This is a genomic window from Pandoraea sp. E26 (assembly GCF_000681415.1).
In the GTDB taxonomy this organism is placed as follows: domain Bacteria; phylum Pseudomonadota; class Gammaproteobacteria; order Burkholderiales; family Burkholderiaceae; genus Pandoraea; species Pandoraea pnomenusa.
Genome location: NZ_AYXJ01000009.1, coordinates 756575 through 773252, shown reverse-complemented (window position 1 = coordinate 773252; position 16678 = coordinate 756575). Strand labels below are relative to the sequence as shown.

Here is a 16678-nt window from a genome sequence, read left to right as displayed (position 1 = left end):
TGGTACAGGAGGCGGTACTGGTGGCGGTGGCGTCGGTGCGAGCAGCGGCGGTGGCGGCGGTGTCGGCGGCCCGGGCGGTCGTGGTATCGGTGGTGCCGCGGGCGGAAACGGACTGGCCGCGTTCGGCGGTCCGAGCGGTTTCGGTGGCGGCGGGGGATGTTCGATGAACGGTCAGAACGGTGAGGAACCGTGCCCCTGAGCCAATGATTGGGCTGTCGTCGCGCGCAAGGCTTGCGTGGGCTTCAGCGCTGTGGAAGGCATCTTGCAGGTTAATCGTCGGTTCCTGACGCGACCGGCTGGCGGCTTCGCCGCTTGCCGTGCCACCCCCCCGGCCCGTGATCAGGCTGTTCTCCCGGCGATGCGCCCCTTCGGTTGTCCGAAGGGGCGTTTTTTTGGGGGTGAGCAGACCGTCGACAGCAGTGGGGATATGGAAATGCCGATTATGTATTTCGCGTAAACCCGCATCTGTGGCAGCATCGCGGGTCTGGGTGACGATGGCGGCAGTGGGCCGCGCGTGGCCCACGTGGGCCCACCCGGCTCACACGATACTGAACGGGCGCCCATCAGGCGCCAGACAAGCAAAAGGAGAATTCGCACATGCTGTCCCGTCAACTGATCCATGCGATCCTCGGCGCCACGCTGGCCGTGGCTTCGCTCGGCGCCGCCGCGCAGACCGCCGACAAGCCCCTGAAGGTCGGCACCATGGCCGGCTCGGACGCCCAGATCTTCGAAGTCGTGAAGCAGGTCGCGCATAAGCGCGGCCTCGAAATCAAGATCATCGAGTTCAGTGACTACGCACAGCCCAACGCCGCGCTCGATGCCGGCGATCTGGACGCCAACGGCTTTCAGCACAAGCCGTTCCTCGACAGCCAGGTCAAGGATCGCGGCTACAAGATCGTGAGCGCGGGACTCACTTACGTCTCACCACTGGGCTTCTATTCCAGGAAGTACAAGTCGCTCAAGGATCTGCCCAACGGCGCGAAGGTCGGTATCCAGAACGACCCGTCGAACGGTAACCGCGCCCTGCTGCTGTTGCAGAAAGAGGGGCTGATCAAGTTGCGCGCCGGTGCCGGCGTCGACGGCAAGAACGCCACGCCGCTCGATATCGCCGAGAATCCGAAGAAGCTGAAGATCGTGGAATTGGAAGCCGCGCAATTGCCGCGTGCATTGCCGGACCTCGACGCCGCGTCGATCAACACCAACTTCGCGGCGCAGGCCGGTCTGGTGCCCAAGCGCGATGCGATTGCCATCGAGGACCTGAAGGGGCCTTACGCGAACCTGATCGCCGTGCGCGCGAAGGATGCGAACAAGCCCTGGGTCAAGCAACTGGTCGACGCTTACCACTCGGACGAAGTCAAGCAGTTCATCGACAAGCAGTTCAAGGGCGCGCTCATCGCCACGTGGTAAGCCACGATGCCGTGGCGTGACTTGCACGCCGCGCGGCCGGTGGGCAAAAAAACCGGGGCCATGGTCCCGGTTTTTTCATGCGCGCATCATTTGCAACGCGTCGTGCACCACGTCGCTGGCATGAAAGCGTTTGACTAGAATGGAAGTGTCATTCCGACGCAGGGGGGGCGCCATGTCCATGCTCAACGTTTCGATGATGCTCGTGGCATTGCTTGTCGGCTTCGCCGTCGGCATGCTGGTCGACCATTTCTGGGTCACCCATCACGACGAGCCCGCCAATCACAAGCGACTCGACTGGCACGAGATGTGGGAGCGTATCCGCCACCAGCACTGACGCTGGCATCCCGCCGGTCAGTTGCCGGGATGCTCGCGCAGCTTTCGCCATAGCGTCGACCGGCTGATGCCCAGCGCCTCGCAGGCGGCGCCCCGGTCGCCGCCGCACGCCGCGAGCGTGGCGCGAATGCGTGCCAGTTCCTCGGCGGCGCGTCGGGCGCGCCCGGTCTGCGCCAGTGGCGCGGCGCCGGTCTGTCGCACTCCGGGCTCGCCGACTTGCCGTCCCCCGTGCGTGGGGGGAACATCGGGCGACGCCGGCGCATCGATGCGCAGGGGTGCGCCACCCGCCGGATCGAGTTCCGGTGCAATCTCGACCAGCCGTGCGCGATCGATCTCACGCGCCTCCACCACATCGGCGCAGACGACCGCAATGCGCTCGAGCAGATTTTCCAGTTCGCGCACATTGCCGGGCCAGCGATAAGTCGCCAGCAGTGGCAGTAGCGACGCCTGCAGGGCTTCGACGCTCATGCGCGCGCCGGCGCGCGCGAGGGCGCGCTCCAGAAAGAGCGGGGTGAGGCGTGGCAGGTCGTCCATGCGCTCGCGCAACGGCGGCAGCACCATGCGCAGGATGTTGAGCCGGTAATACAGGTCTTCGCGGAACAGACCGGCGGCCACCTGCTGCCGAAGGTCGCGGTGCGTTGCGGCGATCACGCGCACGTCGCACGGCACCGGTTCGGTCGCACCGAGCCGCAGCACCTCGCGCTCCTGAAGCACGCGCAGCAGGCGCGTTTGCAGCGGCATCGGCATTTCGCCGATTTCGTCGAGAAAGATCGTGCCGTTGTGGGCCGTCTCGAACAGGCCGGCCTTGCCGCCGCGCCGCGCGCCGGAGAACGCGCCGTCTTCATAGCCGAAGAGCTCGCTCTCGAGCAGCGTCTCGGGAAACGCCGCGCAATTGATCGCCACGAAGGGATAGTCGCGTCGTCGACTGGCGTTGTGGATGCCCTGCGCGAGCAATTCCTTGCCGGTGCCGCTCTCGCCGTGCACAAGCACGGTCGAATCCGTCTGGGCGTAGCGGCGCGCCAGCGCGCGCACCTGCGTCATCGCAGCCGAGTCGCCGATCAGATCGTCGAGCCGGTAGCGCGCCACAAGGTGTCGCGGGCGGTGACGCGAACGCAGCGAACGGTCCACACGCGCAAACGCTTGCGAGTCCTGGCACGTGAGGAGCGCGCCTGTGAGCGTGCCCTGATCCAGCAGCGGGATGCGGTTGACGACCCACGTCTTGCCCGCCATGGAAACGATCGCCTCCAGTTCGGCGCTCGCGCTCTCCAGGGTGCGGGAAATGTCCAGTGCCGGCGCGATGGCGTCGAGCGGTCGGCCGACGGCGTCGATCGCATTCACGCCGAGCATGCCGGCCATCGACGCATTGATCGCCTCCACCCGGCCATCGAGGTCGACGGCGGCCACGCCTTCGTGCAGATGTCGGAGCACGGTGTCGAGACGCTCGCGCCGCTGCGCTTCGATGCGTCCGAAGCGCGCGACTTCCAGCGCCGTGTCGAACGCCGCGCGCACCGAGTCCTGCGAATAGAGAAACACGCCCGTGAGCCCCGCGCGCTCGGCCAGTTCGGTCACCAGGCCGGGGCCGACGATGACTTCCATACCTTCGTCGCGCAGTCGATGCACGAGGTCTTCGGCGTCATGCGCGTCGTGATAGGCATGCTGCGGGATATCGAGATGAAACGCGCTCTTGAAGCGTTCGAATTCGGCGGCCGGGCGTGCATACGACACCAACGCGATGCGCGACGCAGGCGATGGCGAGGGCAGTGCGCGGCGCGCCCGGGCGAGCGCGTGCATGACATCGAAGCCGGTGACTTTCACGAGCACGACGGGCAGTGCGACGCGCTCGCGCAGGAATGCGCCATTCGAGCCCGCCGCGACGATACCGTCGACGCTGCCCGCGGGCAGCCGCGCCAGCGCGTCGATCACGGCTTCGTAGCCTTTGTCGATGATCTGGACGTCGGCGACGGCCGTGTAATCGGGCACGATGTCGCGATAGAGTTCGCCGAGCTTGCTGATGCCCACCGCCCAGATCACCGGCTTCCTGACGGCGGTGACGGTCGACTGCGCAAGCGCCGTGCGCAACAATCCGCCGGAGGCGGGCAGTGGCATCGGCACACGGGCGGACAGGTCGGTAGCGTTGGGTTTCGGCATGGCGCGGCTTGTGGAAAAGCGAGGGCGACGCGTCAGTCTGGGCGCGTGGAACAGCAATGATCGTAGCATATTGCGACAACGCGTTTCATATTTCGTTTCAAATTGAAATGATTTGCGACGTGGTCGCAGCGCGGCGCACGGGGTTCGCCTTGACGTAAACGTCAGGTGCGCGAAGAATTTCCTTTGATAAATGAACGCGTTACGCATTGGTGCGCCGCGTGCGACGCCCGGTGCGATCAGCCTGCTCCGGCGTCTGGCACGCTCATTGCTATAACAAGCCACTGCATTTCAACCCAGCGCGATCCGGCGATTTCCGACCGTTCGTCGCGCGTGACACGACCGAGGGATTCACGTGACGCAAACCATTCGTTCGGCCGGCGCCGCCTTCCGCGAGGCCGTCAAGACCGAGCAACCGTTGCAGGTTGTCGGTGCGATCAACGCCAACCACGCCCTGCTGGCCAAGGCGGCCGGCTTCAAGGCGATTTATCTGTCCGGCGGCGGCGTCGCGGCCGGCTCGCTCGGGTTGCCCGATCTGGGCATCTCCACGCTCGACGATGTGCTGACCGATGTGCGCCGCATTACGGACGTCTGCGACCTGCCGCTGCTGGTCGATGTCGACACCGGGTTCGGTCCGTCGGCGTTCAACATTGCACGTACGGTGCAGTCGCTCATCAAATTCGGCGCCGGCGCCATGCACATCGAGGATCAGGTCGGTGCGAAGCGTTGCGGCCACCGTCCGGGCAAGGCGATCGTGACACAGCAGGAGATGGTCGATCGCATCAAGGCCGCGGTCGACGCGCGCACCGACGAGAACTTCGTCATCATGGCGCGTACGGACGCGTTGGCCGTGGAAGGTCTGCAGGCGGCCATCGACCGCGCTTGCGCGTGCGTGGAAGCGGGCGCCGACATGATCTTCCCGGAAGCGATGACCGAACTGCCGATGTACCGCCAGTTCGCCGATGCGGTGAAGGTGCCGGTGCTCGCCAACATCACCGAGTTCGGCTCGACCCCGTTGTTCACCGTGGAAGAGCTCAGGAGCGCGCAGGTCGGGTTGGTGCTGTATCCGCTGTCGGCGTTCCGCGCGATGAACAAGGCGGCCGAGAACGTGTACCACACGATTCGTCGCGACGGCACGCAAAAGGCCGTGCTCGACACCATGCAAACCCGCGCCGAGCTCTATGAGAGCATTGGCTATCACGCGTACGAGCAGAAGCTCGACGCGTTGTTCGCGCAACAGAAATAACCGAATCCCTGATCTGGAGGAATGAGCATGAGCGAGACGACCGCCACCGGCTTCAAGCCCAAGAAATCCGTCGCCCTGTCGGGCGTGACCGCCGGCAACACCGCCCTGTGTACGGTGGGCCGCTCGGGCAACGACCTGCACTATCGCGGCTACGACATCCTGGATCTGGCGCAGACCTCGGAGTTCGAGGAAATCGCGTATCTGCTGGTCTACGGCAAGCTGCCGACGGTGGCTGAACTGCGCGGCTACAAGGCCAAACTCAAGTCGCTGCGTGGCCTGCCGGCCGCGGTGAAGGAAGCCCTCGAGGCCGTGCCCGCCGCCGCGCACCCGATGGACGTGATGCGCACCGGGGTATCGGTGCTGGGCACCGTGCTGCCCGAAAAGGACGACCACAACATTCCGGGCGCGCGCGACATCGCCGACCGCCTCATGGCGAGCCTGGGCTCGATGCTCCTGTACTGGTTCCACTACAGCCAGAATGGCGTGCGCATCGATGTCGAGACCGACGACGACAGCATCGGCGGGCACTTCCTGCACCTGCTCCACGGTCGGAAGCCGTCGGATCAGTGGGTGCGTGCGATGCACACGTCGCTGATCCTGTACGCCGAGCACGAGTTCAACGCATCGACCTTCACCGCTCGCGTGATCGCGGGCACGGGTTCCGACATGCACTCGGCCATTACCGGGGCCATCGGCGCGCTGCGCGGTCCGAAGCATGGCGGCGCCAACGAAGTGGCGTTCGAAGTGCAAAAGCGTTACGACTCGCCGGACGAGGCCGAGGCCGACATCCGCAAGCGTGTCGAGAACAAGGAAGTGATCATCGGCTTCGGTCACCCCGTCTATACCGTGAGCGACCCGCGCAACAAGGTCATCAAGGAAGTCGCGCATCAGTTGTCGAAAGATCAGCAGAACACTGCCATGTACGACATCGCCGAGCGTCTGGAGTCGGTCATGTGGGACGTCAAGAAGATGTTCCCGAACCTCGACTGGTTCAGCGCCGTGAGCTATCACATGATGGGCGTGCCGACCGCGATGTTCACGCCGCTGTTCGTGATCGCCCGTACGTCGGGTTGGAGCGCACACATCATCGAGCAGCGCATCGACAACAAGATCATTCGCCCGAGCGCCAACTACACCGGTCCGGAAGATCAGAAGTTCGTACCGATCGAGCAACGCTGAGCCGTCCATGAACACCGAATACCGTAAATCGCTGCCCGGCACGTCGCTGGATTACTTCGACGCCCGCGCTGCCGTCGAGGCCATCGCGCCGGGCGCCTACGACACCTTGCCCTACACGTCGCGCGTGCTCGCCGAGAACCTCGTGCGCCGGTGCGATCCGGCCACGCTGGCCGAGTCGCTCAGGCAACTGATCGAGCGACGCCGCGACCTCGACTTTCCGTGGTTTCCCGCCCGTGTGGTGTGCCACGACATTCTTGGCCAGACGGCGCTCGTCGACCTCGCCGGTCTGCGTGATGCGATTGCCGCGCAAGGGGGCGATCCGGCGCTCGTGAACCCGGTGGTGCCCACGCAACTTGTGGTCGATCACTCCCTGGCGGTGGAGTGCGGCGGTTTCGATCCGGATGCCTTCGCCAAGAACCGCGCCATCGAAGATCGCCGCAACGAAGACCGCTTCGACTTCATCAACTGGACGAAGAAGGCGTTTCGCAACGTCGACGTGATTCCGCCGGGCAACGGCATTCTTCACCAGATCAACCTGGAGCGCATGAGCCCGGTGATTCAGGTGACGGACGGCGTGGCGTATCCCGACACGCTCGTGGGCACCGATTCGCATACCCCGATGGTCGATGCCCTCGGCGTGATTGCCGTCGGCGTGGGCGGGCTCGAAGCGGAAAGTGTGATGCTCGGGCGTGCCTCGTGGATGCGTTTGCCGGACATCGTCGGCGTGGAGCTCACGGGCAAACCGCAGCCGGGCATCACCGCCACGGACATCGTGCTCGCGCTCACCGAATTCCTGCGCAAGGAAAAGGTGGTCTCGGCCTACCTCGAGTTCTACGGCGAGGGCGCGGCGAATCTCACGTTGGGCGATCGGGCCACGATCTCGAACATGGCCCCCGAGTTCGGCGCCACGGCCGCGATGTTCTACATCGACGCGCAGACCATCAAATATCTGAAGCTCACCGGTCGCGACGACGCGCTCGTCGCGTTGGTCGAGACCTACGCCCGGCAGACCGGCCTGTGGGCCGACAGCCTGAAGACGGCGGTGTACGAGCGCGTGCTCCGGTTCGATCTGTCGAGCGTGGTGCGCAATATTGCGGGGCCGTCGAATCCGCACAAGCGCGTGCCCACGAGCGAGCTGGCAGCACGGGGCATCAGCGGCAAGGTGGAGAACGAGCCGGGGCGCATGCCCGACGGCGCGGTCATCATTGCCGCGATCACGAGCTGCACGAACACCAACAACCCGCGCAACATGATCGCGGCGGGGTTGTTCGCGCGCAATGCGAATCGCGCCGGCCTCGCGCGCAAGCCGTGGGTGAAGAGCTCGCTGGCCCCTGGCTCCAAGGCCGTTACGCTGTATCTCGAAGCGGCGGGGCTGCTGCCTGAGCTGGAAAAGCTCGGCTTCGGCGTGGTCGCGTACGCTTGCACGTCGTGCAACGGCATGTCGGGTGCGCTCGACCCGGCGATCCAGCAGGAGATCATCGAGCGCGACCTTTACGCGACCGCCGTGCTCTCGGGCAATCGCAACTTCGACGGCCGCATCCACCCGTACGCGAAGCAGGCGTTTCTCGCATCGCCGCCGCTGGTGGTGGCCTACGCCATTGCCGGCACGATCCGCTTCGACATCGAAAAAGACGTGCTCGGCGTGGACGCCGACGGCAAGCCGCTGCGGCTGGCCGACCTGTGGCCGACAGACGAGGAGATCGACGCGATCGTCGCCAGCAGCGTCAAGCCGGAGCAGTTCCGGCGCGTGTACGAACCGATGTTCGCCGCGTCGGTGGCGCAGGGCGAGCGCGCCGAGCCGCTGTACGACTGGCGCGAGAAGAGCACCTATATTCGCCGGCCACCATACTGGGAAGGCGCGTTGGCCGGTGAGCGCACGCTGCGCGGCATGCGGGCGCTGGCCGTGCTGGGCGACAACATCACGACCGACCACCTCTCGCCGTCGAACGCCATCATGGCCGACAGTGCGGCGGGCGAGTACCTGGCGAAGATGGGCCTGCCGGAAGAGGACTTCAATTCGTACGCCACACATCGCGGCGATCACCTGACGGCGCAACGCGCCACGTTCGCCAACCCGACGCTCAAGAACGAGATGGTCGTGGTCGACGGTCAGGTCAAGGCGGGCTCGCTCGCGCGCATCGAGCCGGAAGGCAAGATCACGCGCATGTGGGAAGCCATCGAGACCTATATGGCGCGCAAGCAGCCGCTCATCGTGATCGCCGGGGCCGACTACGGTCAGGGCTCGTCACGGGACTGGGCGGCCAAGGGCGTGCGTCTGGCCGGCACCGAGGCGATCGTTGCGGAAGGCTTCGAGCGTATTCACCGCACCAACCTCGTGGGCATGGGCGTGTTGCCGCTCGAGTTCAAACCGGGTACCAATCGCAAGACGCTCGGCATCGACGGCAGCGAGACGTTCGACGTGATCGGCGAGCGCACGCCGCGCGCCGAGCTGACGCTGGTGATCCACCGCCGCAACGGCGAGCGCGTGGAGGTGCCCGTGACCTGCCGTCTCGATACGGCGGAGGAAGTCTCGATTTATGAGGCGGGCGGGGTGCTGCAGCGCTTCGCTCAGGACTTTCTGGAATCGTCGCAAGCGGCGGCCTGAGGAGAGACGTGATGGCGCATCAGCCACAAATCCGCATCCCCGCCACGTATATGCGCGGCGGCACCAGCAAGGGCGTGTTTTTCCGGCTTCAGGACCTGCCGCCCGCGGCGCAGACGCCGGGCGCGGCGCGCGACGCGCTGCTCATGCGTGTGATCGGCAGCCCCGACCCGTACGGCAAGCAGATCGACGGCATGGGCGGCGCCACGTCGAGCACGAGCAAGACGGTCATCATCGCGAAGAGCGAGCGCCCCGGGCACGATGTGGACTACCTGTTCGGGCAGGTCTCGATCGACTCGAAGTTCGTCGACTGGAGCGGCAATTGCGGCAACCTGTCGGCGGCCGTCGGCCCGTTCGCCATCAGCGGCGGGCTGGTCGATCCGGCGCGGGTGCCGTGCGATGGCGTGGCCGTCGTGCGTATCTGGCAGGCGAACATCGGCAAGACGATCGTTGCGCACGTGCCGATGACCGACGGTGCGGTGCAGGAGACGGGGGATTTCGAGCTCGACGGCGTGACCTTTCCCGCCGCGGAGGTGCAGCTGGAATTTCTCGACCCGGCCGCCGAGGAAGACGGTGACGGCGGCGGGGCGATGTTCCCGACAGGCCATCTCGTCGACGACCTCGAAGTGCCCGGCGTGGGCACGTTCAAGGCCACGATGATCAATGCCGGCATTCCGACCATCTTCCTCAACGCGGAGGATATCGGCTACCGCGGCACGGAATTGCAGGACGCGATCAACGGCGACCCCAAGGCGCTCGCGATGTTCGAGACGATCCGCGCGCACGGGGCGATTCGCATGGGACTGATCAAGGACGTGTCGGAGGCGGCCACCCGCCAGCACACGCCCAAGGTCGCGTTCGTGGCAAAGCCGGCGAGCTACACCGCGTCGAGCGGCAAGGCCGTCGACGCGGGCGACATCGACTTGCTGGTGCGCGCGTTGTCGATGGGCAAGCTGCACCACGCGATGATGGGCACGGCGGCGGTCTGCATCGGGGCCGCGGCCTCGATTCCGGGCACGCTCGTCAATCTGGCGGCCGGCGGCGGGGCGCGTAACGCCGTGCGCTTCGGGCATCCGTCGGGTACGCTGCGCGTGGGTGCCGAGGCGAAGGAAGTCGGTGGCGAATGGACGGTCACGAAGGCCATCATGAGCCGCAGCGCGCGCGTGTTGATGGAAGGATGGGTGCGCGTTCCGGGGGACGCGTTCTGAAGGTGAACCGCTGATGTGTTGACGGAGGTGGACAATGTCCTCAGGCATCTCGAACGTGCGCCCCGCACCCGACAAGGTTCTCACGGATATTGTCGACTACGTCCTCTCCTACGAGATCCGCAGCGATCTGGCCTTCGAGACCGCTCGCTATTGTCTGATCGACACGCTCGGCTGCGGCTTCGAGGCGCTCTCCTATCCCGCCTGCACCAAATTGCTCGGGCCCATCGTGCCGGGCACGGTCGTGCCCAACGGCGCGAAGGTGCCCGGCACGCCCTATCAGCTCGATCCGGTACAGGCGGCGTTCAGCCTCGGGGCGATGATTCGCTGGCTCGACTTCAACGACACCTGGCTGGCGGCCGAGTGGGGACATCCGTCCGATAACCTGGGCGGCATTCTGATGACCGCCGACTGGCTGTCGCGCACGGCCGTGGCGCAGGGGCTGCCCGCGCTCACGATGCGCCATGTACTCACCGCCATGATCAAGGCGCACGAAATCCAGGGCTGTCTCGCACTGGAAAACGCGTTCAACCAGGTCGGACTCGATCACGTCGTGCTGGTGAAGGTGGCGTCGACAGCGGTCGTTGGGGAAATGCTCGGCCTGTCGCGAGACGAAATGATCAATGCGCTGTCGCTCGCGTTCGTCGACGGTCAGAGCCTGCGCACCTATCGACATGCCCCGAACACCGGCAGCCGGAAGTCCTGGGCGGCAGGCGATGCGACCAGCCGCGCGGTGCGTCTCGCGCTCATGGCCCGCACCGGGGAGATGGGGTATCCGTCGGTGCTCACGGCCAAGCCATGGGGCTTCTACGACGTGCTGTTCAGGGGGCGGCCGTTTGCGTTCCAGCGACCGTACGGGACCTACGTCATGGAGAACGTGCTGTTCAAGATCTCGTTTCCCGCCGAATTCCATGCGCAAACGGCCGCCGAGGCGGCGATGACGCTGCATGGTCGCCTGCAGGCGATGGGGCGCAGTGCGCAGGACATCGCTTCGGTTGTCATTCGCACGCATGCGGCGGCGATTCGCATCATCGACAAGCAGGGGCCGCTTGCCAATCCTGCCGACCGCGATCACTGCATCCAGTACATGGTGGCGGTGCCGCTGTTGTTCGGGCGGCTCACGGCCGATGACTACGAAGACGGGGTCGCGGCCGATCCGCGTATCGACGCGTTGCGTGCGAAGATCGTCTGCCAGGAAGACCCGCAGTTCACGCGCGACTACCACGATCCGGACAAGCGCTCGATCGCCAACGGATTGACGGTGACGCTCGCCGACGGTACCCGGCTCGACGAAGTGCTGGTGGAGTATCCGATTGGCCACAGGCGCCGTCGGGCGCAGGGCATGCCGCTGCTGGTGGAGAAATTCAAGACGAACCTCGCGCGGCGCTTCGCCGCGCGACAGCAGACGCGTATTCTCGACGTTGCGCTCGATCAGCAGCGACTCGAGGCCATGCCCGTGCACCAGTTCGTTGATTTGCTGGTGTGATCGCCGAGCGCGACAGCGTGCCGCCGCGCCGCCGTCGAAGCGAGGCGCGATGAACGGCGCGACAAGAAGCGGCGCGCGATGTGCCCGATGTGCGCCGCGGGGACTCAGGCCTTGTGCGAGTAGCGCAGGCGGGCCATTTGCTCGGCGCTGTCGGTCAGCAGGCCGGCGGCATCGGCGATGGCCTTTTCCAGCGTGGTCGGCCCGAACGTCAGCGAGAAGCAACCGGAGAATACGCGCGACAGGTTCTCGAGCGCGCCGCGGTCGATGGCGCCGGACAGCAGCGAGGCCGTCGCCCCCGCCTTGATCGCGATTTGTGCGGCGATCATCGGGGTCTTGCCGGAGAGTGTCTGGCCGTCGCTGCGACCTTCGCCGGTGATGAGCCAGTCGGCACCTTCCACCGCCTGCGGCAGGCCGACGCGCTCGGCCACGACCTCGGCGCCGGAACGGAACTGCGCGCCCAGCAGATGCAGAGCGAAGCCCAGTCCGCCCGCTGCACCGGCGCCAGCACGGCTGGCCGCCTCGTTGGCATTGAACGCGCGATGCGCATGTCCGGCGAAGTGCGCGATGGCGCGGTCGAGCGGTTCGATCTGCGCTTGGCTTACGCCCTTCTGCGGCCCGAAGATCGCCGTGGCGCCCTGCGTGCCGTTGAGCGGATTGTTCACATCGGACATGGCGATCAGTTCGCAGTCCTTCAGACGTGCGTCGAGACCGTTCAGATCGATGGAGGCGACCCGGTGCAGGGCGGCCGGCACCGGCGGCACCACCTCGCCCGCATCGTCGAGCAGTCGCGCACCGAGGCCGACGAGCAGGCCGGCGCCGCCGTCGTTCGTGCTGCTGCCGCCCAGGCCGATGAGCACGCGGCGCGCACCGGTGTCGAGCAGGGCGCGCAGCAATTCGCCAAGGCCCACGGTCGAGCGTTCCGCCACGGGCGTCTGCATGCCGACCGGATCGGTAATGCTCACCACGTTGGCGCTCTCGAGCACACCGGTGCCGTCGGGCATGACGCCGTACTCGGCCGTCACCGACGCCTGACCCGCGCCACGCACCGACAGCGGCACGCGGCGTCCGCCGGCCGAGAGCAGGGCGTCGAGCGTACCCTCGCCGCCGTCGGCCATGGGGCGCAGCCGCAAATCGGCCTGCGGCAACGCACGCGCGATGCCTGCGGCAATGGCGCGCGCCACTTCCGGCGCACTCAACGAACCTTTGAACGAATCGGGGGCGATGACGATGATCGGGGCTTGCGCGTTGCTGGACATGGAAATCGGGACAGTCGCAAAAATGGATACGGATTGGCGGCGCTCGCGCGCCCCACGGGTGCCAACATTCGGCCCGCGCGTCGTTGTCGCTTTTGGCGTACCGGCCGGACGGTCAATCCGGGGCCCGGTGGGCGGGGTGCACTTCGGCTCGCGGCAGGATCGTGCGCGAGGCGCAGCGGCGCAGTGTGACAGAAACCAGCAATATACGCGATTCGGGCCAGCGCGCATTGCGCGAATTGCCATGCTATGAATAACACGGGTAAGATGAGCGCCAACTGGCGGTGCGTGGCAGGCGATACACCGGCGGCGCCAGTGCCGAATTCGGCAGCACTAACGAACATGACGGCGTGCGTTGCGGCCTGACACGGATGCATCAAGACATCGCGTGGCCGCAGCCATCGGGCGCCGCGACCAGATACCAGGTTGTCGTCACCACGGCGCCCGCCCGCGCGGCCGGCGCCGCACAAGGCGCGTGCGGCAACCGTTTGCGAGCGTGGAGCAGGGCATGAACCGGGGAATGGGCAGGATTTCCATGACGATGCGCGGGGCAACGCGCAATGTTGCAGGGGCGCTGGCGCTGGCCATGTGGCTGACCGGTTGCGCACCGACGGCACCCGTCGTGGCGAAGGACGAACCGCCGCTGGGCAGCGTCGCCGACGTTGCACCGGAAAATGTAAAAGTCGAGACGTTGCCGGCCTATCGCGACACGGTCGAGGATGCCCGCGCGAACGGCGCGGTCTGGCAGGGATCGTCCAAAAAGACGTATGTACGCGTGAGTGCCTGCACGGCGAGGCTGTGGAAGAAGCAACTGCCGTACGCGCGTTTGCAGCGCAGCAAGGCGGGTGCCGGCCAGACGCTGCAACTCTCTTCGTCCGAAGACGGCGTACTCGCCATTCTCGACCTGGCGCCGCACCGACCGGGCAGCGAAGGCTCGCTCTATCTGGGCGCCACGGGCCCGCAATCGCTTGCCGACGCCGTGCGTCAGTGCCTCTGAGTTGGTCCTCGCGAGTCGCCGGGGGATTCCGGCCCGGCGCGCGCGACACGCCACCCCTCACCCGGTCGCGCGATATCGCGCCATATTGAGCTAGCCTCCCGGACCACGCCGATGGCCGCGCCGGCTGTCACGGTGCCGTCACCGACATGCCATACAACGGCGGGGTATCATGACGGCAAACGCGCGGCCGCCCGGGCCGTGCGAAGGCTTTTACTGCGTGTGTTCCGATGTCCCATACCGAATCCGCCGAAACTGTCGCGCCCACCGGTGCCTCCGAGGCGCTCGCTGTCGGCGGCGACGCCGCGCCCGCTTCGCTGAACCCGCGTCAGGAAGCGCTCTTCGATGCGGTTCGCCGTGACGGTTTTCTCACGGTCGACGAGCTCGCGGTGCGTTTCGACGTCACGCCGCAAACGATCCGTCGCGATATCAATTTCCTGGCCGAGCGCAAGTGGGTGCGGCGCTATCACGGTGGCGTGGGGTTGCCGGGCGGCGCGGAAAACGACGCCTACGACGCCCGCCAAACGCAACTCGCCGACGAAAAGCGCCGCATCGCCGTGCGCCTTGCCGAACAGATTCCCGATCACGCTTCGCTGTTCATCAACCTCGGTACCACGACCGAAGCGGTCGCGCGCGCGCTCTCGCGCCATCGCGGCTTGCGTGTCATCACCAACAACCTGCACGTGGCGGCCATGATGAGCAGCTACGCGGATGCCGAGGTCATCATTACCGGTGGTGTCGTTCGCGCCCGTGACCAGGGCGTGACCGGCGAAGCGACGCTCGATTTCATCCGACAGTTCAAAGTCGACTTTGGCATTGTGGGCATCTCGGCCATCGATGCCGACGGCACGCTGCGTGACTTCGATTACCGCGAAGTGCGTGTTGCCGAGGCCATCATCGCGCATTCGCGCACGGTGTTTCTGGCCGCGGATCACAGCAAGTTCGGCCGCCCCGCGCTCGTCCGCCTGGGCCATTTGTCGCAAATCGATGCGCTTTTCACCGACCGCCCGGTGCCACCCGGCATGGCGCAGGTGATTGCCGAGGCCGGCACCCTGGTCCACGTGGCAGACGACGCCTGACCCCCCGGCGCGAACTCGCGCATCGGTACCGCAAAATGCGCGAATCCGAAACTCAAGTCGCGTGATCTGTTAGAATTCGAACATTGATGTTCGTAAGTGAACGTAATTGAGCACAAAACGAACGCAAAACGAACATCAATCGAACATTTTCGAACTTTCACAGATTTGACGCCCATTTCCCGGGAGTGACGCCGTGCAGACACCTGCCCAATCGCCATCGGACAACCCGCTCGCGCCCTACGACCTGTTGATCGTGGGCGGAGGCATCAACGGCACGGGCATCGCGCGCGACGCGGCCGGGCGCGGCCTTCGCGTGCTGCTCGTCGAGCAGGACGATCTCGCCTCGCACACGTCGTCGGCCAGCACCAAGCTGATTCACGGCGGGCTGCGCTATCTCGAGTATTACGAATTCGGTCTGGTGCGCAAGGCGTTGCAAGAGCGTGAGGTATTGCTGCGCGCGGCGCCGCACATCATGTGGCCATTGCGCTTTGTCATGCCGCACATGCCGAATCTGCGCCCGGCGTGGCTGATTCGCGCGGGCCTGTTCCTGTACGATCATCTGGCGCGACGCGAAATCCTGCCCGGCTCGCGCGGCATCGATCTGCGCCGGCATCCGGCCGGCGCGCCGCTGCGACGCGATCTGACGCGCGGTTTCGTATACTCCGACGGCTGGGTGCAGGACGCGCGCCTGGTCGTACTCAATGCGCAGGATGCCGCCGAGCGTGGTGCGACCATTCTCACGCGCACGCGACTCATCGGCGCCGAGCGCGGCGACACGCTGTGGATCGCCCAGCTGGAAACCCCGGAAGGCACGCATCAGACCGTGCGCGCGAGGGCCATCGTCAATGCGGCGGGGCCGTGGGTCGGACATTTGCTGGGCGATGTGCTTCACCAGCAGGCAACGCACCGCGTGCGCATGGTCAAGGGCAGCCACATCGTCACGCGCAGACTGTTCGATCACGATCACGCCTACATCTTCCAGAACCCCGACAAGCGCATCATCTTTGCGATTCCGTACGAGGGCGAGTTCACGCTGATCGGCACGACCGATATCGAATACCACGGCGACCCGGCGAAGGTGGCGATCGACGATGAAGAGATCGCTTACCTCTGCAAGTCGGCGAGCGAATATTTCACCAAGGCAATCGCGCCGGCCGACGTCGTATGGACCTACGCGGGCGTGCGGCCGCTGATGGAGGAGGAAGTCTCGAATCCGTCGGCGGTCACGCGCGACTACAAGCTCGAACTCGACGCCCCGGTCAGTCGCGCGCCCCTGCTCTCGGTCTTCGGGGGCAAGATCACGACATACCGGCGCCTGGCCGAGGAGGCCATGTCGCACTTGCGAGGCCCCCTCGGGTTCACGCACGGCGACTGGACGGCGGCGGCACCGTTGCCAGGCGGCGACATGGCACAGCCGGACGCCGGCGCCTTCGCGGCGTCGCTACAGGCGCAACTGCCGTGGTTGCCGCGGACGCTCGCGCAGCGCTATGCACGCACGTACGGCACGCGCACGCACGTCCTCGTCGGTGAAGCCAATTCGCTCGACGGTCTGGGCGAGTGTGTCTGCGGCGATCTCTACGACGCCGAGCTGCGCTATCTTGTGCAGTACGAATGGGCTTGCACCGCGCAGGACGTGCTATGGCGTCGCACCAAGCTGGGACTGCATGTCGGTCCGCAAGGCGAGGCCCGCGTGCGGGAATGGTTCGCGCAACACAGGGAAATGGCCGCCTGAGTGCCGTTACCAGCGAA

Annotated in this window: 13 protein-coding genes; 10 read left to right on the top strand and 3 right to left on the bottom strand. The window is 66.0% G+C overall.

Features of this window, described 5'->3' with window-relative positions:
* Window positions 1-523: hypothetical protein (locus tag W930_RS30800; protein ID WP_235195522.1), on the bottom strand; the 523-nt coding region annotated here is incomplete at its 3' end.
* 74 nt (window positions 524-597) lie between these two features.
* Here W930_RS30800 and W930_RS0108955 point away from each other — a divergent pair.
* Window positions 598-1407: a MetQ/NlpA family ABC transporter substrate-binding protein gene (locus W930_RS0108955; protein ID WP_023595338.1), complete on the top strand. Its 810-nt coding sequence runs from the start codon at window positions 598-600 to the stop codon at window positions 1405-1407.
* A gap of 172 nt (window positions 1408-1579) precedes the next feature.
* Window positions 1580-1741: a hypothetical protein gene (locus tag W930_RS30420; protein WP_023595339.1), complete on the top strand. Its 162-nt coding sequence runs from the start codon at window positions 1580-1582 to the stop codon at window positions 1739-1741.
* A gap of 17 nt (window positions 1742-1758) precedes the next feature.
* On the opposite strand, the gene prpR is transcribed toward W930_RS30420, so the two are convergent.
* Window positions 1759-3888: a propionate catabolism operon regulatory protein PrpR gene (prpR, locus tag W930_RS0108940; RefSeq protein WP_235195521.1), complete on the bottom strand. Its 2130-nt coding sequence runs from the start codon at window positions 3886-3888 to the stop codon at window positions 1759-1761.
* Between the two features lie 352 nt (window positions 3889-4240).
* Here prpR and prpB point away from each other — a divergent pair, with 352 nt between their 5' ends.
* Genes prpB through W930_RS0108910 form a run of 5 tightly spaced genes read left to right on the top strand, consistent with a single transcriptional unit; the run spans window position 4241 to window position 11603 of the window.
* The gene (gene prpB / locus W930_RS0108930) at window positions 4241-5131 is read left to right on the top strand and encodes a methylisocitrate lyase (protein ID WP_023595342.1); all 891 of its coding nucleotides are present in this window, start codon (window positions 4241-4243) and stop codon (window positions 5129-5131) included.
* A gap of 27 nt (window positions 5132-5158) precedes the next feature.
* Entirely contained in the window at window positions 5159-6310 is a 1152-nt protein-coding gene (gene prpC, locus W930_RS0108925) for a 2-methylcitrate synthase (RefSeq protein WP_023595343.1), read from the top strand.
* 7 nt (window positions 6311-6317) lie between these two features.
* Window positions 6318-8915: a Fe/S-dependent 2-methylisocitrate dehydratase AcnD gene (gene acnD / locus W930_RS0108920; protein ID WP_023595344.1), complete on the top strand. Its 2598-nt coding sequence runs from the start codon at window positions 6318-6320 to the stop codon at window positions 8913-8915.
* An 11-nt stretch (window positions 8916-8926) separates the two neighbouring features.
* The gene (gene prpF, locus W930_RS0108915) at window positions 8927-10120 is read left to right on the top strand and encodes a 2-methylaconitate cis-trans isomerase PrpF (protein ID WP_023871700.1); all 1194 of its coding nucleotides are present in this window, start codon (window positions 8927-8929) and stop codon (window positions 10118-10120) included.
* Window positions 10121-10154: 34 nt separating this feature from the next.
* Window positions 10155-11603 (top strand): bifunctional 2-methylcitrate dehydratase/aconitate hydratase, encoded by a 1449-nt coding sequence (locus tag W930_RS0108910; protein WP_023595346.1) that lies wholly within the window; start codon window positions 10155-10157, stop codon window positions 11601-11603.
* A 104-nt stretch (window positions 11604-11707) separates the two neighbouring features.
* Here the strand turns inward: W930_RS0108910 and W930_RS0108905 are convergent, their stop codons facing one another.
* Window positions 11708-12859, bottom strand: coding sequence for a glycerate kinase (locus tag W930_RS0108905; protein WP_023595347.1), 1152 nt, complete (start codon window positions 12857-12859; stop codon window positions 11708-11710).
* A gap of 505 nt (window positions 12860-13364) precedes the next feature.
* On the opposite strand from W930_RS0108905, the gene W930_RS0108900 reads away from it, so the two are divergent.
* From W930_RS0108900 to glpD, 3 genes are all read left to right on the top strand, one after another.
* On the top strand, window positions 13365-13853 hold the full coding sequence (locus W930_RS0108900) for a hypothetical protein (protein ID WP_144347301.1): 489 nt from the start codon (window positions 13365-13367) through the stop codon (window positions 13851-13853).
* Between the two features lie 227 nt (window positions 13854-14080).
* Window positions 14081-14929 carry a DeoR/GlpR family DNA-binding transcription regulator gene (locus W930_RS0108895; protein ID WP_023871698.1) on the top strand — a complete coding sequence of 283 codons (849 nt, stop codon included), beginning with the start codon at window positions 14081-14083 and terminating at the stop codon, window positions 14927-14929.
* Between the two features lie 193 nt (window positions 14930-15122).
* Entirely contained in the window at window positions 15123-16661 is a 1539-nt protein-coding gene (gene glpD, locus W930_RS0108890) for a glycerol-3-phosphate dehydrogenase (protein WP_023595350.1), read from the top strand.
* Window positions 16662-16678: the final 17 nt, after the last annotated feature.